The following is a 21,498-nucleotide window of genomic DNA, read 5'->3' on the forward strand; positions in this document are numbered from 1 at the left end:
TACCTCGTACGGCCCATTCCAGCGCGCGCAATGAATCCGAACGGCGCACGATGCGAGGAGAGCCGGCTGCCGCCGGCACCACCGATCAGCGCTCTCGGGAGAACCCGTCGTGACCGTCAGCCTTGAGCAGTTGCGCCGTTGCCATGTCGCCGTCGACCTCGGGGCCGCGCGGACCCGGGTGTACGTCAAGGGGCTGGGGCTCGTCGTCGACGAGCCGAGCGCCGCCGCCATGAACACCCGTACCGGCTCGCTCATCGCCGTCGGTGCGCTCGCCGAGCAGATGACGGGCCGCACCCCCGACTACATCCGGGTGGTCCGCCCGGTCACCGGCGGAACCGTCGTCGATATCGAGATGGCCCAGCGCATGCTCCGGCAACTGCTCGGCGACCGGCTCCGGCGCCAACTGCGCCGCAAGCCCCGGTTGCGGGCCGCCGCCTGCACCCCGCACGACAGCGATCCGCTGGCCCAGCGGGCCACCATCGAGACCCTGGTGGGGCTGGGCGCCCGACGGGTCGAACTGGTCGACACCCTGATCGCCGCGGCCGTCGGCTGCGGGCTCCCGGTCGAGCAGCCGACCGCGTCCATGATCATGGTGTGCGGGGCGGCGACCACCCAGATCGCGGTGCTCTCGCTCGGTTCGATCGTGACCGCCGTGCGCATCCCGGTCGGCGGCGACGCGATCGATCACGCGGTGATCCAGCATCTGCGCCAGCAGCACGAGTTGATGCTGCCGAGCCAGTCCGTACGGCCGCTCCAGGTGGCGCTCAACGGCGGCGGCCTGAGCGCGCAGGGGCCCGCCACGGCCGAGATCCACGGCCGGGACGTGGCAACCGGTCTGGCCCGTTCGGTGCGGGTCGACACCGCGGCGGTGCGGCAGGCCATCCACGTCCCGCTGACCGCGGTGCTCGACGGGCTCGGCAAGATCCTGCGCGAGTGCCCGCCCGACCTGGTGGCCGACATCGCCGACTGCGGGATCATGCTGGTCGGCGGCAGCGCACTGTTGCCCGGCCTCGACCAGATGCTGCGGGCTGCCACCGGCGTGCCGGTGCACATCGCGGAGCGGCCCGACGTGTGCGCGGTCCAGGGGCTCGGCGCGATGATGGACGGCAAGATCGAGCCGATGGTCCTCGATCCGCTCTCCTGCTGAGTGCGGCACGGGGGGTGAGGCGGATGACCGACGAACCGACCGGCAACGAGGAGCGGACCCCCGCGGCCGGCCCCGCCCGTACGCCCCGGCTGCCGCTGCTCCTGGACGCGGTGCTGAGCATCGGCTCCGCGCTCGAACTGCGGGCCACCCTCCAGCAGATCGTGGATGCCGCCACCGTGCTGACCGGGGCCCGGTACGGCGCGCTCGGTGTGCTCGACCCCGAGCGGGGAACCATCTGCGAACTGTTCACCTCGGGGCTCGACGACGCCGAGCGGGAGCGGATCGGCCGTTTCCCGGACGGGCACTCGGGCATGCTCGGTGCCCTCGTCGACGATCCGCACCCGTTGCGCTCCGATGACCTGACCGCCGATCCGCGCTCCTGCGGGGTGCCGCCCGGCCACCCGGTGATGCGGTCCTTCCTCGGGGCGCCGATCCGGGTGAAGGACCAGGTGTTCGGCAACCTCTACCTCACCGAGAAGCGCACGGCCGGCTTCACCGAGGCGGACCAGTCGCTGCTGAGGGTGCTCGCCTCGCAGGCGGGGATCGCGATCGGCAACGCCCGGCTGTACGAGGCGGCCCGGCAGCGCGAGCGCTGGATCGAGGGGGCGGCCGCCGTCACCACCGCCCTGCTGACCGGCGGGGACGCGACCGACGCGCTGACGACCGTCGCCGAGGGGGCCAGGGCGCTCGCCGACGCGTCGGCCGGGGTGATCCTCCAGCCCACCGAGGAGGGCGGCATGGAGATCGTCACCGCGTCCACGCGCGACGACCCGGCCGGGATCGTCGGTACGACCATCGAGCCCGGTTCCGCCGTGCTGGCCCAACTACTGGGCGGCGAACCGGTGTTCATCGAGGACTCGGCGACCGATCCACGGATGACGACACGAGTGCGGTCGCGGTTCGGCCCCAGCATGATGCTGCCCCTGCAGAGCGGCGGGCGGCTGATCGGCACCCTCGCCCTGCCCCGTCGGCGCGGCGCCCGCCCGTACACGGCCCTGGACCGGCTGCTGGCCTCCCAGTTCGCCTCGCAGGCCGCGCTCGCCCTGGTGCTGGCGGACGCCCAGCACGACCGGGAACGGCTCGCGGTGTACGAGGACCGGGACAGGATCGCCCGCGATCTGCACGATCTCGTCGTCCAGCGGCTGTTCGCGACCGAGATGATGCTGGAGTCGACTCGCCGCAAGGCCGCGTCCCCGGAGACGGACGAACTGCTCGATCAGGCCGTCGACGAGCTGGACTCGACCATCCAGGAGGTACGGACGGCGATCTTCACCCTCCAGCAGCCGCCCGCCGAGGCCCCCGGCACCTTCCGCGGCCGGGTGCTGCGGGAGACCAGAGGTGCTGCGGCCGTCCTCGGCTTCCAGCCGTCGGTGCACTTCACCGGGGCGGTCGACGCCCTGGTCCGGGACCCCGTGGAAGGGCGCCTGATCGCCGCGCTGCGTGGCGCCCTGGCGGCGGCGCACCGGCGGAGCGGGCTGTCGGCGATCGAGGTGGAGGTGGACGCGACGGCGGCGCTGCCGGACGGGCGGGCCGCGGTCCGGCTGGCGGTCCGGGACGACGGCCGCGACGAGGAGGGCGCGCGCCCTCCGGCCGTCATCTGGCAGGCGCCGCTCTGAGCGCGACGCGGGTGTTGGAGTGGGCGACGCCGGCCTCCTTCTTGAGTCTGCGCAGCAGTGCGTCCAGGGCCGCGGTGTCGGCGACGGTGGCCCGTACGAGGTAGTCGTGGCCGCCGGTCACATGCACCACTTCGGTGATGCCGGGCAGGGCGAGCACCGCCCGCTCGAACGCCTCGTTCGTCGTATCCATCCGCAGCGTCACGTCGATGAAGACGACGAGACCGGTGCGGGTGTCGGCAGCCGGGTCGATGATCACGGTGAAGCCGCGGATGACACCGTCGCGCCGCAGCCGGCGCACCCGGTCGGCAGCGGCATTGGCGCTGAGCCCGACGCGTGTTCCCAGATCGCGGTAGGAGATCCGCGCGTCCTCCTGCAAGATACCGAGGATTTCCCTGTCGAGACGGTCCATACTGCGATTGTCGCAGCTCCGGCGCGATCACGACTGCGCAAGGCGCGACCGGATTCGACCGTGATCCCGTGCGCACCACCCGAGTGCCGTACCCCATACGGCGTATCCCGACGGGCCCGTACCCGCCGACCGCCCCTTGACTGAAGCGGTGCAATCAGTCGACAAGCAGACCGCCGCCCCGGCCGCCACCGAGTCCGCCGCCGCCTACCGCAACCTCGTCATGGCCACGATCGGCTTCGGGCTCACCTTCTGGGCCTGGAACCTGATCGCTCCCCTGTCCGCGGACTACAAGGAACGGCTGGGCCTGTCGTCCTTCGAGCAGTCGCTGCTGGTCGCCGTGCCGGTCCTGGTCGGCTCGCTGGGCCGGATCCCGGTGGGCGCGCTCACCGACAAGTACGGTGCGCGGCGGATGTTCCCCCTGATCTCGGCGCTCACCATCCTGCCGGTGCTGCTGCTGATCCCGGCGCGGGACTCGTACGGTGCGATGCTCGTCGTGGGCTTCCTGCTGGGCCTGGGCGGCACCACCTTCGCGATCGGTATCCCGCTGGTCAACTCGTGGTTCCCGCCCGCCAGGCGCGGGCTCGCACTCGGGGTGTTCGGCATGGGCATGGGCGGCGTGGCCCTGTCCGGGTACTTCACCCCGCGGATCGCCAAGCACGGTGACAACCTGCCGTTCCTGGTGGTCGCCGCGGCGCTCGTGGTGTATTCGGTGCTGGCCGCGTTCCTGGTCAGCGACCGCCCGGACCGCCAGGTGCCGACCGACTCGCTCGCCCACCGGCTCGGGTCCGCGGGGCGGCTGCGGGTCACCTGGGAGCTGTCCGCGCTGTACGCGATCGGCTTCGGCGGCATCGTCGCGTTCGGCGTCTACCTCCCCACGTACCTCAAGACCTGGTACGAGCTCTCCCCGACCGACGCCGGGACGAAGGCCGCCGGGTTCGCCCTGGTCACGGTCCTCTTCCGGCCGATCGGCGGCTGGCTCTCGGACCGTATCCACCCGGCCCTGGTCACGGCGGCGGCGCTGGGCCTGGCCGCCCTGATGGCGATCCTGCAGGCCTTCGACCCGGAGCTGGCTCCCGGCGGCACGATCGCGCTGCTCTGCATGGCGGCCGGCCTGGGCACCGCGAGCGGCAGCGTCTTCGCCCTGGTCTCCCAGGTGACGCCGCAGGCGAAGGTGGGCAGCGTGACAGGGATCGTCGGTGCGATGGGTGGCCTGGGCGGGTTCGTACCGCCGCTGGTGATGGGGGCGATCTACAGCACCAAGGGGTCGTACTCGATCGGCTTCATGCTGCTGTCGGACCTGGCCCTGGCGGGCTGTGTGTATGCGTACGGGCGCATGCGGAACCTCCAGCGGGACTAGGACCACTTGTGGGGATCAGGCCGGGCTCGCGTGCCCGCCAGCGGATTCGCTTTCGCCCTCTCCCGGTGGGGCGGGGCCCGGACCTAAGGTGCGGTAGTGACTCCTCTTCTCTCTGCGCCGGACGACGGGGCCGTTCGGGTGGCCACCCGGTTCGGCGAGCACACCATGACGTACGCCCGGCTGGCCGCCGCCTCCACCGCGCTCGCCGGGCGTCTCGCCGGGGCCGGACGGGTCGCCGTCTGGGCCACTCCCACTCCCGAGACCGTGGTCGCCGTCGTGGCCGCGCTGCGCGCCGGGGTGCCGGCGGTGCCGCTGAACCCGAAGACGGGAACGCGTGAACTCGCGCACATCGTGGCCGACAGCGCACCGGCCGTGGTGCTGGCCGGGGCGGGCGACGTGCTCCCGCCGGCGCTGGACGGGCTGGACCGGGTCGACGTCGACACCGGCGCGGGCGCGGACGGGCAGGAGGACCGCTCGTTCCCGGAGCCCTCGCCCGAGTCCCCCGCGCTGATCGTCTACACCTCCGGCACCACGGGCCCGCCCAAGGGTGCGGTCCTGCCGCGGCGGGCCGTCGCCGCCTCGCTGGACGCCCTGGCGGACGCCTGGCAGTGGACCGCCGACGACGTGCTCGTCCACGCCCTGCCCCTGTTCCATGTGCACGGTCTGATCCTGGGCGTACTCGGCCCGCTGCGCCGGGGCGGATCGGTACGGCACCTGGGCCGGTTCTCCACCGACGGGGTGGCCCGTGAGCTGTCGTCGGGCGGCACGATGCTCTTCGGCGTACCGACGATGTATCACCGGCTGGCCGAGGCCCTCGACGGCTCCGCCCCCGGCGCCCCCGGGCTGGCGAAGGCGCTGGCCGGGGCCCGGCTGCTGGTCTCCGGCTCGGCCGCACTCCCGGTGCACGACCACGAACGGATCGCGGCGGCGACCGGCCGCCGGGTCATCGAGCGGTACGGCATGACGGAGACCCTGATGAACACCGGCGTCCGGGCCGACGGCGAGGCACGCCCCGGCTCGGTCGGGACGCCCCTTCCCGGGGTCGAGCTCCGCCTCGTCGAGGAGGACGGCACCGTCCTCACCGCCTCCGGCCCCGATGCCATCGGCGAGATCCAGGTCCGTGGCCCGAACCTCTTCACGGGCTATCTGAACCGCCCCGACGCCACGGCGGCCGCCCTCACCGAGGACGGCTGGTTCCGTACCGGGGACATGGCCACCCTGGACACCGACGGCCAGGTACGGATCGTCGGCCGCAAGGCCACCGACCTGATCAAGAGCGGCGGGTACAAGATCGGCGCCGGTGAGATCGAGAACGCGCTCCTCGACCACCCCGGCGTCCGCGAGGCGGCCGTCACCGGCGAGGAGGACCCGGATCTCGGCGAGCGGATCGTCGCCTGGGTGGTGCCGGCCGACCCCGCCTCACCCCCGACGGAGGAGGAACTCGCCGACCATGTGGCCACCCAGCTCTCCCCGCACAAGCGCCCGCGCACGGTCCGCTACCTGGAGGCACTGCCCCGCAACGACCTGGGCAAGATCATGAAGCGGTCGCTCCATGGCTGACCGCCTGACGGCCAGAGCGGCGGTCCACGCCCTCGCCACCGACTTCGAGGAGCTGGCCGCGGCCGGTGCGGCCGGCCCCGGCGGCGCCGACGACGGGCCACTCCCCTGGGCCGGGTACGCGGACTCCCGGGCCCGCGCCACGGCCCGCACCGGCGAGGAGGAGTCCGTCATCCACGGCCTCGCCTCCATAGGCGGCCGGCCCTGTGTCCTGGTCTCGTTCGAGTTCGGCTTCCTGGGCGGCTCCCTGGGGCAGCGCACCGGGGACCGGCTGGAGGCCGCGTACGAGGCCGCCGGGGCCCGGGGGCTCCCACTGGTCTCGCTCATCGCGACGGGCGGCAGCCGGATGCAGGAGGGCATGATCGCCCTGACCCAGCTCCACCGGGTGGCCCGCGCCTCGGCACGGCTGCGGGCGGCCGGCTCCGCGCAGCTCGCGGTGGTGCGCGACCCGACGACGGGCGGCGGCTGGGCCACCCTGGGCGCGGGCGCCGATGTGATCCTGGCGCTGCCGGGTGCCCAGGTGGGGTTCGCCGGTTCCCGGGTGCGGCCCGCGGACGCGGATCCCCATGCGTACACGGCGGAGAGCCAGCTGGCCGCTGGCCAGGTCGACGCCGTGGTCCCGTCGGAGGAGCTCCCCCGGACGGTGGCCCGCTGGCTGCAGGCGCTGCACTCCCCCGGTTCCGGGACTCCGGCGCCCGCGCCCGTGCCGGACGCCCTCTCCGCCACCGGCCTGCCCGAGACCGGCTGGGACGCGGTGCGCCAGGCCCGCTCCCCCGCCAGGCCGCGCGCCGACGCCTATCTGGACGCGTACTTCGACCACCGGCTCCCGCTCGGCGGCGACCGCTGCGGTGGTACGGATCCAGGGCTGCGCTGCGGTTTCGGGTGGCGTGAGGGCCGGTCGATCGCGTACGTCGCCCAGTGCGGGACCGCGACCCGCCCGGCGGGCTACCGCACGGCGGCCCGAGTGATCCGGCTGGCCGACCGGCTCGGCGTTCCCGTGCTCACGCTGATCGACACCCCGGGCGCGGCGAACGACGCCGAGGCGGAGCGCGCGGGTGCGGGGGCGGCGATCGCGGACGCCTTCGCGGCGGTGGCCGGGGCCGGGGTCCCCGTCACGACGCTGGTGATCGGCGAGGGCGGGTCCGGCGGGGCGCTGGCGCTGGCCGCACCGGGGAACACCTACGTCACCCCGGACAGCTACTTCTCGGTGATAGCCCCGGAAGCGGCGGCGGCGATCCTGAAGCGCTCCCCGGACGAGGTGCGCGCCACGGCCGACCAGTTGCGGCTGCGCCCCCAGGACCTGGTGGAACTGGGCGTCGCCCGCGCCGTGGTGCCCGCGGCACCGCCGGGGGGCGGGGAGGCTGCCGGGGGTCTCTGACCGGGCGACCGGCGCCGAGCCGTCAGGGCTGCGGGTTCTTCGCGTCGTACCGGGCGAATCCGCGCCACCGCAGCCCCAGCAGCGTCACGGCGACCACACACGCGATCCCGCCGCCGGTGACCGCGACGCCGGGCGAGGCCAGATCGGCGACCGACCCGGCCAGGAAGTCGCCGAGCCTCGGCCCGCCCGCCACGACGACGATGAACACACCCTGGAGCCGCCCTCGCATCTCGTCCGGCACAGCCGCCTGGAGCATGGTGTTCCGGAAGACCATCGACAGCGTGTCCGCGCACCCGGCGAGCGCCAGGAGGAGCAGACCGAGCCAGAGGCGGCGGGTCAGCCCAAAGGCCGCGATGGCCATGCCCCAGGACGCGACGGAGAGGAGCACGGCGAGTCCGTGGCGGCGGACGCGCCCCAGCCATCCGGAGAACACCCCGCCGAGCAGCGCCCCCACCGCGGGGGCGGCGACCAGCAGCCCGGTGGTCTTCGCGTCCCCGCCGTACCAGAGCACGGCGATGGCGGGGAACAGTGCCCGCGGGTGGGCCAGCACCATGGCGCACATGTCGGTGAGGAAGGTCATCCGCAGATTGGGCCGGGAACCGAGGAAGCGCAGCCCGTCGGCGACGGATGCCCGCCCGGCGCCCGCGCCCTGCTTGCGCTCCGGCAGCATCGAGGGCAGCCGCCACATCGCGTACAGCGAGGCGGTGAAGGTGATGGCGTCGACCGTGTACGCGGCCCGATAGCCCCACCAGCCGACGACGAGCCCGCCGAGCATCGGACCGACCAGGGTGCCGGTGGTATTGGTCATGGAGTTGAGCGCGTTGGCGGCGGGCAGCTGCTCGGGCGGGAGCAGCCGGGCGATCATCGAGCTGCGGGCCGGTGCGTTGACCGCGAAGCAGGCCGCCTGCAGGGCGACGACCGCGTACAGCAGCCCCACCTGTTCCACTCCGACGACGGTGATGGCGACCAGCACGACGGAGAGGACGAACGACCCGATGGAGGAGACCAGCCCCAGCTTGCGCCGGTCGACGGTGTCCGCGACGGCTCCGCCGTACAGCCCGAAGACGACCAGTGGCAGGAAGGAGCAGAAGCCGATGAGCCCGACCGAGAAGGCGGACTGGGTGATGTCGTAGACCTGGAGCGAGACGGCCAGCGCCGTCATGCCCTGACCGATCCAGGAGACCATGTTCCCGAACCAGAGCCGCCGGTAGTCCGGGGAGGTCCGCAGCGGCGTCAGGTCGGCGAGTATGCGGGTGCGGTGTACAGGTTCTTCGGCTGTTTCGGTCACAGCGGATGGTAACGACCTGCCGGGGGCAGGTGGTCCGGCGCCTCAGGACGGCCCGTTCCCGGCCGTGCCCCGGGTGCGGGGCGCACGGTTCACGGCCGGGGGCGGCCGTCTAACGCCGGTGGATGCCTGACGGGCGGGCGGGGGCGTACGCGGTGCCGTCGACCGACGAGGCACGGCGTTCGAAGAGGTGGGAGTACAGGCCCTTCCGGCCGAGGAGCTGGTCATGGGTGCCGGACTCCACCAGACGCCCCTCGTCCAGCACCAGGATGCGGTCGGCGTCCGCGGCGAGCGCCAGATCGTGCGTGATCACGATGGTGGTGCGCCCTTCGGCGAGGCGCCGCAGCGGCGCGATGATGCGTTGTGCGGCGAGCCTGTCCAGCCCGGTGGTGGGCTCGTCGAGGAGCAGGACGGGTGCGTCACGCAGCATGGCGCGGGCGATCGCGATGCGCTGCAACTGGCCTCCCGAGAGCCGGGCGGTACCAGTGGAGATGACGGTGTCATATCCCTCCGGCAGCGTACGGATGAAGCCGTGGGCGTCGGCCGCCCGCGCGGCCTGCTCGACGTCCCGGGGACTCGCGCCTGGACGTCCGCAGCCGATGTTCCGTTCGATGGTGTCGTGCAGGACGAGCGTCTCCTGGGGCAGCAGCGTGATGTTGTCGCGAAGGTACGTCAGCGGCAGCTGGTCCGCGCGGACACCGTCCAGCCGGATGCTTCCGGTGTCCGGGTCGTAGAACCGCAGCAGCAGCGCCGCCAGGGTCGACTTGCCCGCACCGCTGGGACCGGTGATGACCAGCAGCTCCCCGGGACTCGCGGTGAACGAGAGATTCCGAAGTACCGGCTCGTTGCCGCCGGGATAGTGGAAGCAGACCTGCCGCGCCTCCACCTTGCCGAACGCACGTCTGTGCGGCGGGGCGGGCACGGAACCGGCCGGGTCGGTGACGGTGGGCCGGGCGTCGAGGATCTCCAGCAGTCGTTCGGCTCCCGCGGTCGCGGCGGTGGCCGTCAGACCGAGCTGACCCAGGGCGCGGATCGGCGGGTAGAGGTAGCCGATGAAGGCGGCGAAGGCCAGGAGCTGTCCGAGGGTCATCCGTCCTCTGGAGATCTCCCACGCCCCCAGGCCGATGATGGCCAGGACGCACACGGTTTCGAGGACCTCGACGAGTTGCTCGTAGAACTCGGTGAGGCGGACGGCCCGCACGGCCGTCCGCAGCCGGATCCGCGCCTTGTCGAGGAGCCGCTTCTCCTCGTCCCGCTGCCGGTTGTAGGCCTGCGTCATGACGACGTTGACCAAGGTCTCCTCGACCACGGCCGTGATGGCGCCGTCGGCGGCGCGGCCACGCCGGGACACCGCGCGCAGCGGCCCGGCGAACCGGGTGGTCGTGAACCAGAAGACCGGCACCATCAGGAAGGTGGCCAGGGCCAGGTCCCAGCGCAGCCACACCGCGGCGGCGGCGAAGAAGAACGTGCTGAACAGGGAGGAGGCCGCGCCGACGATGCCGGACACGACCAACGCCTCGATGGCTTCCACGTCACCCGTCAGACGCTCCACCAGGTCACCGCGGCGGTTGCGCTGGTAGAAGTGCGGTGGCAGCACCTGGAGATGGCCGAATACTTTTGCTCGCAGCCGCATGACGAATCGTTCGGCGATCCAGGCGGCGAGCGAGCTGCCGAGATACCCCAGCAACGCGCCGATGACGGCCACGGCAAGCCACTGACCGGCAGGTTTCCAGAAGGCACTGACGGAGCCGGCCTGCAGGGCGGTGTCGGTGAGTTGGGCGAAGAGCAGGACCGTGATGGTCTCGGCGACGGCGGCCAGGATGACGCAGAGGACGACGAGGAGGAGCCAGCGCCGGTCGCCCCTGGTCAGTGGCCAGAAGCGCCGGAACGCCACCACGATGCTGATGGGGTCCGTGCGGATCGGGACATCCGTCACCGATTCCTGGGACGTCTGTTCGGAAGGCTCTGAAGGCCTCAGTGAGCTGCGAGGGCGCATGGGCGTCACATCACACAGGTGCTCGGACTATGGACCATCTCCATAGGCACGGTCCCCGCACCGCAAGGCCGGCCCGCGCCGCAGCGCGAGCCTGCCTCGTGTTCGGGGATGGAGTCGGGATGTCGGCTGCGGGTCAGTAGCCCCCGCGACCTCCGCGTCCGCCGCGTCCGCCGCGTCCGCCGCGACCGCCGCGACCGAAGTCGCCATAGCCGCCGCCCCGGCCTCCGCGACCACGTCCGCGACCGAAGTCGCCGTAGTCGCCGTAGTCTCCGCGATCCCTGTCCCTGTGGTCGAAGATGCTACGTACGTTCATCTTCGTCTCCTTCGGAAGTTCGCTGGTGCCGCTCCTTGCTCTTGCTGCGGCACTTTCGACACTACGACTGCCTCAAACGACCAACAAGTCGTACAGCCACGAATCGGAGAAAACCTATGAAATAGCGCAAATCTTCGAAGCATTGCCATGGATGACTCTCCGGAGACCCCCGGGAACCAGCGGCCGGACGGCCCTTCAGTGGGCGCAACTCCTGCCCACCGCAGCACCCCCCGGCGAGGGCGTCACGCACGTCCAACAGATCGCGTGAGTACGGCTTCTGACGGACCGAACAGCCCGAGAGGGGCCCCACCGGGCCACGGCGCACAGGTGAGCCGATCCGGATCCGTCATCGCCGTCCAGGAGCCCACCGCCCCGCATGACACCTGCCAGTGGCATATGCCAACTCCTCGGTTCCTTCCGGTAACAGCGGGAGCGGGGAGGGCGAGGGCCCGAACCCAGTCGAGTGACACACAGGAAGACGCCGCGGCCCGGCCCGCCGGCCTACTCGATGTGCTCGAAGATCAGGTCCGTCTGGGTGTTGGCGATGTCGGGGTTCGAACTGAGCTTTTCCGACACGAAGTCCCGCAGTTCGGCGGGGGAAGCGCACACGACATGCACGATGATGTCGCGCTCGCCTCCCATGAGGAACGACGTGAGCACATGGGGCAGCCGGGACAGCTCTCGGGCGATCTCGACCATGCGCGAGCGGGCCTGCGGGCGGATGCGCAACGCGATCAGCGCCGCCGTCTTCAGGCCGAGCTTCTCGGGATCGACGGCGGCGTGGAAGCCCGTGATGACGCCGGACTCGCGCAGGGCCCGGACCCGGGCGAGGCAGGTCGACGGGGCGATGCCCGCGCGGGCCGCGAGCGCGTTGTTCGGGATGCGTGCGTCCTTCACCAGCTCCTGCAGGATGACCTTGTCGATGTCGTCCAGCTGAACGATGTTCGGTCGGACAACGCTCTGGCCGACGATCTCTGAACCGAGCACGCGGAACGCCTCTCCGGATGAGCAGATATTCGGAATCACTGTTCCGATCAGGCCGAATCTTCGAAACTCACCCTACGCAAACGGCGGAGGGAGAGCAGGTGATCATGCGCGGAGGCGACCTCCTGGGCGCCGGTCTCCCGTCACGCCGCCGTCGGCACCGGCTCTCGGCGCACCCGTCCGCGTTAACCGGCGCATAAGGGCTGCCCCCGAAAGCCCCGGCAGGCGCACGACGACAGCGCTTGCACGCAGCCCCAAGCGGTCCCAAGCGGTCCCAAGCAGTCCCCAGCGGTCCCCCTGGTCACGCTTCCCGTGCGCCCCGCCGACCGGACCACCCCCCACGGCCGTCCACGCTTTCGCGCACGTCGATCCGTTCGCCGTGCCCGGAATGCTTCATTTCCTCATCAAGGAGTTTGGGAATGGCAGGCTTTGAAAAGATCCAGCAGCGTGAGGACGGGCTCAAGCGGAAGCTGAGCCCGCAGCAGATGACCATGATCGCGCTCGGGGGTGCCATCGGCACAGGCCTCTTCCTCGGCAGCAAGATGGCCATAGGGCTGGCCGGGCCGAGCGTCATCGTGAGTTACGCGATCGGCGGGCTCATCGGGCTGATGCTGATGGGCAGCCTCTCCGAGATGACGGTGACGCACTCGACCTCGGGTTCCTTCGGCGCCTATGCCGAGCACTACGTCGGTCCACTGGCCGGATTCCTGGTCCGGTACATGTACTGGTCCTGCATCGTGCTCGCGGTCGGCACCGAGGTCACCGCCATCGGCGACTACATGAAGTTCTGGTTCCCCGATGTCCCCTCGGTGCTGTGGGTGGTGCTGTTCTCCGCCGCACTGATCGGCGCCAACGCCATGAACGTCAAGGTGTTCGGCTCGCTGGAGTACTGGTTCTCCAGCATCAAGGTGTTCGCCATCATCGCCTTCATCCTGCTGGCCGCCTATCTGGTGTTCGGCACCGACCGGAGCGGGACGGGATTCCACAACTACACGGCGGAGGGTGGCTTCTTCTCGCACGGCTTCTCCGGAATGTGGTTCGGCGTCATCGTCGCGATCTTCAGCTACCTCAGCATCGAGATGATCGCGGTGGCGGCCGGCGAGGCGGAGAACCCGGGGGAAGCGGTCAAGAAGGCCTTCAAGGCCACGACCGCCCGGCTCTTCCTCTTCTACATCCTGACCCTGGCACTGATCCTGGCGCTCTCCCCGGTCAGCGGAATCATGGAGGGCGGAAGTCCTTTCGTCACGGTCATGGAGGATGCGGGGATTCCCTTCGCCGGCGATCTGATCAACTTCGTCGTCATCATCGCCGCCCTGTCCGCCATGAACAGTCAGCTCTACATCTCCACCCGGATGATGTTCAGTCTCGCCAGGGCGAAGGACGCTCCGTCCGTTCTCGGAAGGATTCGCCCCAACGGAACCCCGTTGAATGCGCTCATCCTGTCCAGCGGCGGTATCGCGGTCGCCACGATCGCCTACGTCATGAACCCGGACACGGCGTTCACCTTCATGATGTCGATCTCGATGTTCGGCGCCATGTTCACCTGGATGATGATCTTCGTCACGCATCTCTTCTTCCGGCGGCAGATGAAGAGGGACGGCAGAGAACTCGCTTTCCGGGTGCCGTTCTCGCGGGTGGGGGCGATTGCGGGGGCCGGACTCATGATCGCCATCATGTTCAGCACGCTTGCCACCGACGCATTCGACATGACGCTGGTGTTCGGGGCACCCACGGTCGTCCTGACGACCGTCCTGTATTTCGTGGTCCGCAAGCGCAGGCCGGCGGCAATCGGCGCGGAGGACGACGCCGAGGTCGTGCCGGCCGACAGCGACCGTCCGGAAGACGTAGCTGACTCTTCCCGGCCCAGTGGCGTCTGAAAATCCTAGTCGAGGAGAAGAAATGGATATCGATCTGAGCGGCCGGGTGGCGCTGGTCACCGGAGGCCTCGGGGGAATCGGCGCCGCCACGGTACGGGTACTGGTGGAGGCGGGCGCGACCGTGGCCCTCACCTACGCCCAGGGCGTGGAGACGGCGGAGGGGGCACAGCCCCTGCTGGCCCTCGCACCGGACCGGATGTCGGCCCACCCTCTCGACCTGCGCTCCGGCGAGTCGATCGACCGCTGTCTCGGTGAAGTGGAGGAGCGCTGGGGGCGTGTGGACATCCTCATCAACAACGCCGCGGTCGGATCGGCGACGGTGGAGAGGTTCTCCGACAACGTGGCGGACCAGGACGCCACCATGTTGATGATCAACGCCAACGGAACCCTGCTGATGAGCCGTCGATTCATCGAAACGGTGATGCGGCAGCCTTCGGACAATGGTGCTGCCAAACTCATCAATCTGAGCTCGGTCGGCGGTGGCGTCAGCGCCTTCCCGAACTTCCGGCTCTCCGACGGGATGAGCAAGGCGGCGGTGGCGTTCCTGACCCGTCAGCTGGCTGCCGAGCACACGGGCAGTCACCTCGATGTGTTCGCCGTGTGCCCAGGGGCGACGAACACCGGAATGTTCCAGTCGAGCACCCTTGACCACCTCGGGGCCGACGAACGCCGGGACTTTCTGTACGCGCTTCCGAAGCATCGGCTGATCGAGCCGGAGGAAGTGGCCCGCGTCCTTCTGTTCCTGGCGTCGGCGCACTCGACCGTGCTGCACGGCGCGGTGATCGACGCGTCGATGGGGCTGGGCGTACGACCGGGCATCCTCACGGAAGGATCGGGCTGACGCTTCTCGGTCAGCCGTCGAGAGGGCGTACCGGGGTGACCGGGTGCCAGTCGAGGTAGGTGGCCAGCACCATGGTGCTGGCCGGACGGCCGTAGGACGACAGGCGGTCGATGAGCACCTGGAGCTCCTGGATCGAGGCCGCCTCGACCTTGAGGATGCAGCACTCGTCGCCGGTGATCCGGTGGATCTCCCGGACGCCGGGCCACTGGAGCACCTGCGGGTCGTTGAGCAGGCACCGTGAGCCGAAGCACGACATCCGGATGAAGCTCGGCACCCCCCAGCCCACTTTCGACGACTCCACGTGCGCGTGGTAGCCGGTGATCACGCCGGCGTCCTCCATCCGGCGCACCCGTTCGGCCACCGCGGGCGGCGAGAGGTGCACCCGGCGGGACAGCTCACTGAACGACAGCCGTGCGTCCTGCTGGAGTTCCCGTGCGATCGCCCAGTCCATGTCATCCATGAGGTGCTTTTCCATCTGAAAGTCAGACCACACATTCCATTGCGTTCGAAACGTCATTCAGCCGTTTTGCCGTTGATTCAGTATTCCACGGACCGGCCATCCCGAGCCATCATGAGCGGGCTCACCGGGCATGGAGCGAGCGGCCCGTGAACGGCCGTCACGCACCCCGGCGGGAGTGCCGGCCGAGCCGCACCCACCACAGGCGGGCGCCGCAGCCTTCACCCTGTGCAAGAGAAGAGGGACATCTGTGACCACCCCACTGAACGCCCCCGAGGAAGAGGCCCATCGGCTCGACGCGGCCGATCCGGGCCACCGGGACCTGTTCCACGTACCGCCGGCCGACGGTGGCCGGTACGCCGACACCGCCTACTTCGCCGGCAACTCCCTGGGCCTGCAGCCCAAAGCGACCCGCACGGAGCTGCTGGAGGACCTGGCCGACTGGCAGCGTCTGGGCGTCGAGGGGCACCACGAGGCCGGCCGGCCCTGGCTCCCGTACCACGCGCTGCTCACCGAGACCGCCGCACGGCTGGTCGGTGCCCGGCCCGAAGAGACCGTCGCCATGAACTCCCTGACGGTCAACCTCCACCTGCTGATGGTGTCCTTCTACCGGCCCCGCGGCGAACGCGTCCGTCTGGTGATCGAGGACAGCGCCTTCCCCTCCGACAGCTACGCGGTACGCAGCCAGGCGCGTCTCCACGGCCTGGACCCCGACGTCGCGGTGGTGCGCCTGCGGCCCCGCGCGGGCGAGGACAACCTGCGGACCGAGGACGTGCTGGACTTCCTGGCGCGGGAGGGGCACACCGTGGCCCTGCTGATGCTGGGCGGCGTCAACTACCTCACCGGCGAGTTCATGGACATCCCCGCGATCACGTCCGCCGGGCAGGCGGCGGGTGCGGTGGTCGGCTGGGACCTCGCCCACGCCGTCGGCAACGTCCCGCTCCGCCTGCACGACTGGGGGGTCGACTTCGCCGCCTGGTGCACGTACAAGTACCTGAACTCGGGCCCCGGAGCGACCGCCGGCGCGTTCGTCCACGAGCGGCACCTCGGTGACCGGGACCTGCAGCGCTTCGAGGGCTGGTGGAGCACCGAACCCTCGACCCGCTTCACGATGGCCCCGGTCGCCGACCCGCCCGCCACGGCGGACGCCTGGCAGATCTCCAACCCGCCGATCTTCGCCATGGGTCCGGTGCGCACCTCCCTGGAACTCTTCGACAAGGTGGGCATGACCGCGCTGCGCGAGCGCAGCGAGCGGCTGACCGGCTACCTGGAACGGCTGCTGGACGAGGTCACCGCGCACCGGCCGGTCACCGTCGTCACCCCGCGCGACCCGCAGCGCCGCGGCTGCCAGCTCTCGCTGCGGATCGGCACCGGCAGCGCCGCCGACCTCGCCCACCGGCTGCGCCACGAGCACGGCGTCGTCACCGACGCCCGCGAGCCGGACATCATCCGGGTGGCCCCGGTCCCGCTGTACTCGACGTTCCACGACTGCTGGCGGATGGCCGACGCACTGGCCCGGACCGTGGAGGAGCAGGCATGAGTCACCGCGACGAGATCGCCATCGTGGGCGCCGGCCTCAGCGGCTGCCTGCTCGCCTGTTATCTGGCCCGCCGCGGCTACCGGGTCGAGCTCTACGAGCGCCGCCCCGACCCCCGTCTCGGCACCGCCGAACGCGGCAGGTCCATCAACCTCGCCCTCTCCGAGCGGGGCCTGGACGCGCTGCGCCGGATCGGTCTCGAGGACCAGGTCATGGCCGACGCGCTGCCGATGCGCGGCCGGATGATCCACCCGGTGGACGGGCCGCTGGACTACCAGCAGTACAGCCACGACGGCGAGCGCGCCATCAACTCGATCAGCCGCGGCGCGCTCAACAACGTGCTGCTCGACGCGGCCGAGGCCGCACCCGGCGTCACGATCTTCTTCGACCACCGGCTGACCGGGCTGGACCCGAGGACCGGCGGGATGACGTACGAGACGGCCGACGGCGAGGTGCGGACCACCGCCTCCGTGGTGCTCGGCGCCGACGGGGCCGGATCCGTGGTCCGCGGCCGGCTCGTCGCCGAACCCGGTGCCGAGGTGCACACGGAGTTCCTCAACTACGGCTACAAGGAACTGACCGTTCCGGCAGTGGACGGCGAGTTCGCCCTCGATCCCGGGGCGCTGCACATCTGGCCGCGCGGCACCTCCATGATGATCGCGCTGCCGAACCCGGACCGGTCCTTCACCTGCACCATGTTCTGGCCGGCCGAAGGCGAGGGGAGCTTCGCGGCGCTGAACACCCCGGCCGCCATCGAGAACCACTTCCGCGCCCACTACCCGGACGTGGTGCCGCTCGCGCCGGACCTGGTCGACGACTATCTGCACAACCCGGTCGGTGTGCTGGGAACGGTGCGGTGCGCGCCCTGGCAGACCGGCGGACGGGTCGCGCTGATCGGCGACGCCGCCCACGCCATCGTGCCGTTCTACGGCCAGGGGGCCAACTGCGGTTTCGAGGACGTGGTCGAGCTGGACCAGTGCCTGACGGAGACCGGCGGCGACTGGGCGCGCGCACTCCCGCTGTTCGAGGAACGGCGCAAGGCGAACGCCGACGCGATCGGCGAGATGGCCCTGGAGAACTTCGTCGAGATGCGCGACAAGGTCGCCTCGCCGGTCTTCCGCTTCGTCAAGGGCGCCGAGCACGCGCTGGAGCGGGCGCTGCCCGGCCGGTTCGTCTCACGCTACGAGCTGGTGTCCTTCTCGACCGTGCCCTACGCCCAGGTGCGACGGCGGGTGCGGCGGCAGCAGCGGGCGCTGGGCGGCGCGGCCGTCCTGCTCGCGAGTGCGCTGGCCACCGGGCTGTACCGGATCGGCAGGAAGGCTTGACCGGCTGAGGGCCGGCTGCCCGGTCATACCGACTCCGGTATGACGCAGCACGAGAACCGCATCGGTCCGGCAGGGATACGGAGACTCAGAGTGGAACACATGACGGCAGACACGGGGCGGTGGATCCGCAACTTCGTGGCCGGGCAGTTCGTGGAGCCCGACGAGAAACACGGCTTCGACGACATCGACCCCGCCACCGGCCTGGCGGTCGCCCGGGTGCACGAGGCGGACAAGGCCCTCGTGGACCGCGCGGTCTCGGCCGCCAGACGGGCCCTGCACCAGGGCTGGGCGACGACACCGGTACGGGAGAGGACGGCGCTGCTGCGCCGGGCCGCGGACCGGATCGAGGAGCGCTTCGACGAGTTCGTCGCCGCGGAGATCGCCGACACGGGCAAGCCGGTGGCCCAGGCCAGGGAACTCGACGTCCCCCGCGCCGTGGCCAACTTCCGTACCTTCGCCGACGTGGTCGCGGCGGCCGGACAGGAGTCCTTCCTCACCGACCTCGCGGGCGGCCGGCAGGCACTCAACTACGCGGTGCGCAAACCGCTCGGCGTCGTCGCGGTCGTCGTCCCGTGGAACCTCCCGCTCCTGTTGCTGACCTGGAAGGTCGCACCGGCACTCGCCTGCGGCAACGCCCTGGTCGTCAAGCCCAGCGAGGAAACCCCCGCGACAGCAACGCTGTTGGCCGAGGTCCTCGCCGAAGTGGGGCTCCCCGCCGGGGTGTACAACGTCGTGCACGGCTTCGGCGGCGGTTCCGCCGGTGAGTACGTCACCTCGCACCCCGGCATCGACGGCGTGACCTTCACCGGTTCGTCGGCGACCGGCTCGCACGTCATGAAGACGGTCGCACCCCGGGTCCGGCCCGTCTCGTTCGAGCTCGGCGGGAAGAACGCCGCGATCGTCTTCGACGACGCCGACATCGACGAGACGCTGACCGGACTCACCAAGTCGGTCTTCACCAACACCGGCCAGGTCTGCCTGTGCACCGAGCGGGTCTACGTCCAGCGTCCGGTCTTCGACGCCATCGCCGAGGGCCTCACGGAGCGGGCCCGCAGGCTGCGGCTCGGCCGCCCGGCCGACCAGGACACCACCACGGGTCCGCTCATCTCGCAGAAGCACCGGGACAAGGTGCTGGGCTACTTCGACCTGGCCGAACGGGCGGGGGCCACGGTGCTCACCGGTGGCGGCGTACCGGAACTGGGCGGAGAACTGGCGGGCGGTTCCTGGATCGAACCCACCCTGTGGACCGGACTGACCAACAGCGACCGGGTGGTGCGCGAGGAGATCTTCGGCCCGGTGGCCGCTCTGATCCCCTTCGACACCGAAGCGGAGGCGATCGCCCTGGCCAACGACACCGAGTACGGCCTCGCCGCCTCGGTGTGGACCAACGACCTGCGCCGCGGCCATCGGGTGGCGCAGTCCATGAACGTCGGAATGGCCTGGGTCAACACCTGGTTCCTGCGCGATCTGCGCTCCCCGTTCGGCGGTGTCGGGCTCTCCGGCATCGGCCGCGAGGGCGGCGAGTCCTCGCTGCACTTCTACACCGAGCCGACGAATGTGTGTGTACAGCTGTGACCGCCCCTCGTCGCCGGCAGGAGGGGACGGAAGTGAGCTCGATCGTGGACGCCGCCCGGCCCCCGGCCACGCGGCGCGAGGCACTGAAGGAAGGGAGCAGCTCGTGATGGCTGCGGAACTGATCGGCATGCTGGCGGAGCGGCTCGACACGGCACAGACGACCTGTACCGACATCCCGAGTCTCTGCGACAGCCACGAGTTCGACATCGACGACGCCTACGCCATCCAGGCCGCGCTGCTGGAGCGCCGTCTGGCGCGCGGCGAACGCGTCGTGGGCGTCAAGCTGGGCTTCACCAGCAAGGCCAAGATGGCCCAGATGGGCGTGTCCGACGTCATCGTGGGGCGGCTCACCGACGCCATGCGGATCGAGGACGGGGACACCGTCGACCTGGCACGCTTCATCCACCCCAAGGTGGAGCCCGAGGTCGCCTACCGGCTGTGCAGCGATGTGGACCTGGACGACCCGCTGACCGACATCGAGTCGTGCGTCGACGCCGTGGCCCCGGCCCTGGAGATCATCGACTCGCGGTACCGCGACTTCCGGTTCACCTACACCGATGTCGTCGCGGACAACACCTCAGCCGCGGGCTACGCGATCGGCCCGTGGCGCCCCGTCGGGAGCGTGGCGGACCGGGCGGTGCGGCTGCGTACCCCGGACACGGAGTCCGCCGGTTCGACCGCCGCGATCCTCGGCGACCCGGTGCAGGCGCTGCACGCCCTGCTGGACATGTGCCGGCGCCGCCGGATCCCGCTGCGGGCGGGGGATGTCGTGCTCGCGGGCGCTGCCACCGCCGCCGTGCCGCTGGTGGCGGGGATCACCGAGTGCGAGGTGGCGGGGCTCGGATCCGTCACGGTGAGGGGGCGTTGATGAACGGCTCACGGGTCATCGAGGGGAAGGCCACCCCCCGCGGGCGGTTCCCCCATGTCAAGGTCGTCGGCGACCTGGTGTTCGTCTCCGGAACGAGCTCGCGCCGGCCGGACAACACGTTCGTCGGCGTCGAGGCCGACGCGTTCGGCACCACCCGGCTCGACATCCGGGCGCAGACCCGGGCGGTGATCGAGAACATCCGGGACATCCTCGCCGAGGTCGGCGCGGAACTCGGCGACCTCACCCAGATCACCACGTACCTCGTGTCCATGAACGACTTCGGCGGATACAACGAGGTCTACGGCGAGTTCTTCGACGAGAGCGGCCCCACCCGGACCACCGTCGCGGTGCACCAGCTGCCGCATCCCCATCTGTTGATCGAGATCCAGGCCATCGCGCATCTGCCCGCGGTCCCGCCCGTCCCACCCAGCTCAGAGCACGGAGGCTTCCTCATGACCGACCTTCCCCCCGTCATCGACTTCCAGGGCTGGATCGCCGAGCACGAGCACCTGCTCAAGCCGCCGGTGAACAACCGCACGATGGCCCTGGGCACGGACTTCATCGTCCAGATCGTCGGCGGGCCCAACCAGCGGACCGACTTCCATGTCGACCCGTACGAGGAGTGGTTCCACCAGATCAAGGGCGACATGCACGTCGACGTCATGACGGCGGACGGACTGCGGACCGTACACATCCGGGAAGGCGAGACCTGGCTGCTGCCCGGCAACGTGCCGCACTCCCCCCAGCGTCCCGCTCCCGGTTCGATAGGCCTGGTCATCGAACGGGTCCGCGAGGAGAACACGCTGGAGAAGTTCCAGTGGTACTGCGCCGACTGCGACGCGCTGGTCCACGAGGTCGAGCTCCAGGTGCGCGACATCGTCGAGGACCTGCCCCCGGTCTTCGCCGGCTTCTACCAGGACGAGCAGGCGCGCACCTGCCCGGCCTGCGGCGCCCTGCACCCCGGGAAGGGCTGACC

The 21,498-nt window shown here is 70.7% G+C and carries 17 protein-coding genes and 1 pseudogene; 13 read left to right on the forward strand and 5 right to left on the reverse strand.

Annotated features, from left to right (window positions below; translation table 11 throughout):
• The first annotated feature begins 109 nt into the window (after nt 1-109).
• Together AB0L71_RS20650 and AB0L71_RS20655 are read left to right on the forward strand one after the other, a co-directional pair.
• A complete protein-coding gene (locus AB0L71_RS20650) occupies nt 110-1,147 on the forward strand; it encodes a rod shape-determining protein (RefSeq protein WP_365244746.1) in 1,038 nt (345 codons plus the stop codon).
• 23 nt (nt 1,148-1,170) lie between these two features.
• The gene (locus AB0L71_RS20655; RefSeq protein ID WP_365244749.1) at nt 1,171-2,763 is read left to right on the forward strand and encodes a GAF domain-containing protein; all 1,593 of its coding nucleotides are present in this window, start codon (nt 1,171-1,173) and stop codon (nt 2,761-2,763) included.
• Here the strand turns inward: AB0L71_RS20655 and AB0L71_RS20660 are convergent.
• The gene (locus tag AB0L71_RS20660; RefSeq protein WP_365244752.1) at nt 2,741-3,172 is read right to left on the reverse strand and encodes an Lrp/AsnC family transcriptional regulator; all 432 of its coding nucleotides are present in this window, start codon (nt 3,170-3,172) and stop codon (nt 2,741-2,743) included. The two genes, AB0L71_RS20655 and AB0L71_RS20660, sit on opposite strands and share 23 nt — an antisense overlap.
• Before the next feature lie 220 nt (nt 3,173-3,392).
• Between AB0L71_RS20660 and AB0L71_RS20665 the strand changes: the two genes are divergently transcribed.
• The 3 genes from AB0L71_RS20665 to AB0L71_RS20675 all read left to right on the forward strand — a co-directional run bounded on the left by AB0L71_RS20665 (nt 3,393) and on the right by AB0L71_RS20675 (nt 7,464).
• Entirely contained in the window at nt 3,393-4,529 is a 1,137-nt protein-coding gene (locus AB0L71_RS20665; RefSeq protein ID WP_365244885.1) for an MFS transporter, read from the forward strand.
• Between the two features lie 96 nt (nt 4,530-4,625).
• Complete coding sequence (locus AB0L71_RS20670; protein WP_365244755.1) at nt 4,626-6,089, forward strand: acyl-CoA synthetase; 1,464 nt, start codon at nt 4,626-4,628, stop codon at nt 6,087-6,089.
• A complete protein-coding gene (locus AB0L71_RS20675; RefSeq protein ID WP_365244758.1) occupies nt 6,082-7,464 on the forward strand; it encodes a carboxyl transferase domain-containing protein in 1,383 nt (460 codons plus the stop codon). Before AB0L71_RS20670 ends, AB0L71_RS20675 begins: the two co-directional genes overlap by 8 nt.
• 22 nt (nt 7,465-7,486) lie before the next feature.
• Here AB0L71_RS20675 and AB0L71_RS20680 read toward each other — a convergent pair whose 3' ends face one another.
• The 3 genes from AB0L71_RS20680 to AB0L71_RS20690 all read right to left on the reverse strand — a co-directional run bounded on the left by AB0L71_RS20680 (nt 7,487) and on the right by AB0L71_RS20690 (nt 12,045).
• On the reverse strand, nt 7,487-8,752 hold the full coding sequence (locus tag AB0L71_RS20680) for an MFS transporter (protein WP_365244761.1): 1,266 nt from the start codon (nt 8,750-8,752) through the stop codon (nt 7,487-7,489).
• Nucleotides 8,753-8,861: 109 nt separating this feature from the next.
• Nucleotides 8,862-10,685 carry an ABC transporter ATP-binding protein gene (locus tag AB0L71_RS20685; RefSeq protein WP_365244764.1) on the reverse strand — a complete coding sequence of 608 codons (1,824 nt, stop codon included), beginning with the start codon at nt 10,683-10,685 and terminating at the stop codon, nt 8,862-8,864.
• 874 nt (nt 10,686-11,559) lie between these two features.
• A complete protein-coding gene (locus AB0L71_RS20690; RefSeq protein ID WP_365244767.1) occupies nt 11,560-12,045 on the reverse strand; it encodes an Lrp/AsnC family transcriptional regulator in 486 nt (161 codons plus the stop codon).
• 416 nt (nt 12,046-12,461) lie between these two features.
• On the opposite strand from AB0L71_RS20690, the gene AB0L71_RS20695 reads away from it, so the two are divergent.
• Complete coding sequence (locus tag AB0L71_RS20695; protein ID WP_365244770.1) at nt 12,462-13,919, forward strand: amino acid permease; 1,458 nt, start codon at nt 12,462-12,464, stop codon at nt 13,917-13,919.
• Nucleotides 13,920-13,941: 22 nt separating this feature from the next.
• Nucleotides 13,942-14,760 carry an SDR family oxidoreductase gene (locus AB0L71_RS20700; protein WP_365244773.1) on the forward strand — a complete coding sequence of 273 codons (819 nt, stop codon included), beginning with the start codon at nt 13,942-13,944 and terminating at the stop codon, nt 14,758-14,760.
• Between the two features lie 10 nt (nt 14,761-14,770).
• Here the strand turns inward: AB0L71_RS20700 and AB0L71_RS20705 are convergent, their stop codons facing one another.
• Nucleotides 14,771-15,220, reverse strand: coding sequence for an Lrp/AsnC family transcriptional regulator (locus AB0L71_RS20705; protein ID WP_365244776.1), 450 nt, complete (start codon nt 15,218-15,220; stop codon nt 14,771-14,773).
• 247 nt (nt 15,221-15,467) lie between these two features.
• Between AB0L71_RS20705 and kynU the strand changes: the two genes are divergently transcribed.
• The 6 genes and pseudogenes from kynU (at nt 15,468) to AB0L71_RS20735 (ending at nt 21,496) form a co-directional block, all read left to right on the forward strand.
• Entirely contained in the window at nt 15,468-16,757 is a 1,290-nt protein-coding gene (gene kynU / locus AB0L71_RS20710; protein ID WP_365244779.1) for a kynureninase, read from the forward strand.
• On the forward strand, nt 16,754-18,079 hold the full coding sequence (locus AB0L71_RS20715) for an NAD(P)/FAD-dependent oxidoreductase (RefSeq protein WP_365244782.1): 1,326 nt from the start codon (nt 16,754-16,756) through the stop codon (nt 18,077-18,079). Before kynU ends, AB0L71_RS20715 begins: the two co-directional genes overlap by 4 nt.
• A 99-nt stretch (nt 18,080-18,178) precedes the next feature.
• The gene (locus AB0L71_RS20720) at nt 18,179-19,654 is read left to right on the forward strand and encodes a 2-hydroxymuconic semialdehyde dehydrogenase (RefSeq protein WP_365244785.1); all 1,476 of its coding nucleotides are present in this window, start codon (nt 18,179-18,181) and stop codon (nt 19,652-19,654) included.
• Between the two features lie 106 nt (nt 19,655-19,760).
• Entirely contained in the window at nt 19,761-20,522 is a 762-nt protein-coding gene (locus AB0L71_RS20725; RefSeq protein ID WP_365244788.1) for a 4-oxalocrotonate decarboxylase, read from the forward strand.
• Nucleotides 20,522-20,929 (forward strand): annotated as a pseudogene (locus AB0L71_RS20730) (RidA family protein); the annotation flags it as partial. The gene AB0L71_RS20725 and the pseudogene AB0L71_RS20730, both read left to right, overlap by 1 nt.
• A 45-nt stretch (nt 20,930-20,974) precedes the next feature.
• Complete coding sequence (locus tag AB0L71_RS20735) at nt 20,975-21,496, forward strand: 3-hydroxyanthranilate 3,4-dioxygenase (RefSeq protein WP_365244888.1); 522 nt, start codon at nt 20,975-20,977, stop codon at nt 21,494-21,496.
• The last annotated feature ends 2 nt before the right edge of the window (nt 21,497-21,498 follow it).

Origin of the sequence: Streptomyces sp. NPDC052052, from assembly GCF_040680455.1 — a bacterium.
Classification (GTDB): Bacteria; Actinomycetota; Actinomycetes; order Streptomycetales; family Streptomycetaceae; genus Streptomyces.

Bases quoted from the DNA above. Each gene is read 5' to 3' on its own strand.
- AB0L71_RS20695 (WP_365244770.1), top strand. From the start codon at position 12,462: ATGGCAGGCTTTGAAAAGATCCAGCAGCGTGAGGACGGGCTCAAGCGG.
- AB0L71_RS20735 (WP_365244888.1), top strand. From the start codon at position 20,975: ATGACCGACCTTCCCCCCGTCATCGACTTCCAGGGCTGGATCGCCGAG.
- AB0L71_RS20720 (WP_365244785.1), top strand. From the start codon at position 18,179: ATGACGGCAGACACGGGGCGGTGGATCCGCAACTTCGTGGCCGGGCAG.
- AB0L71_RS20665 (WP_365244885.1), top strand. From the start codon at position 3,393: ATGGCCACGATCGGCTTCGGGCTCACCTTCTGGGCCTGGAACCTGATC.
- AB0L71_RS20705 (WP_365244776.1), bottom strand. From the start codon at position 15,220: ATGGATGACATGGACTGGGCGATCGCACGGGAACTCCAGCAGGACGCA.
- AB0L71_RS20660 (WP_365244752.1), bottom strand. From the start codon at position 3,172: ATGGACCGTCTCGACAGGGAAATCCTCGGTATCTTGCAGGAGGACGCG.
- AB0L71_RS20725 (WP_365244788.1), top strand. From the start codon at position 19,761: ATGGCTGCGGAACTGATCGGCATGCTGGCGGAGCGGCTCGACACGGCA.
- AB0L71_RS20700 (WP_365244773.1), top strand. From the start codon at position 13,942: ATGGATATCGATCTGAGCGGCCGGGTGGCGCTGGTCACCGGAGGCCTC.
- AB0L71_RS20715 (WP_365244782.1), top strand. From the start codon at position 16,754: ATGAGTCACCGCGACGAGATCGCCATCGTGGGCGCCGGCCTCAGCGGC.
- AB0L71_RS20675 (WP_365244758.1), top strand. From the start codon at position 6,082: ATGGCTGACCGCCTGACGGCCAGAGCGGCGGTCCACGCCCTCGCCACC.
- AB0L71_RS20655 (WP_365244749.1), top strand. From the start codon at position 1,171: ATGACCGACGAACCGACCGGCAACGAGGAGCGGACCCCCGCGGCCGGC.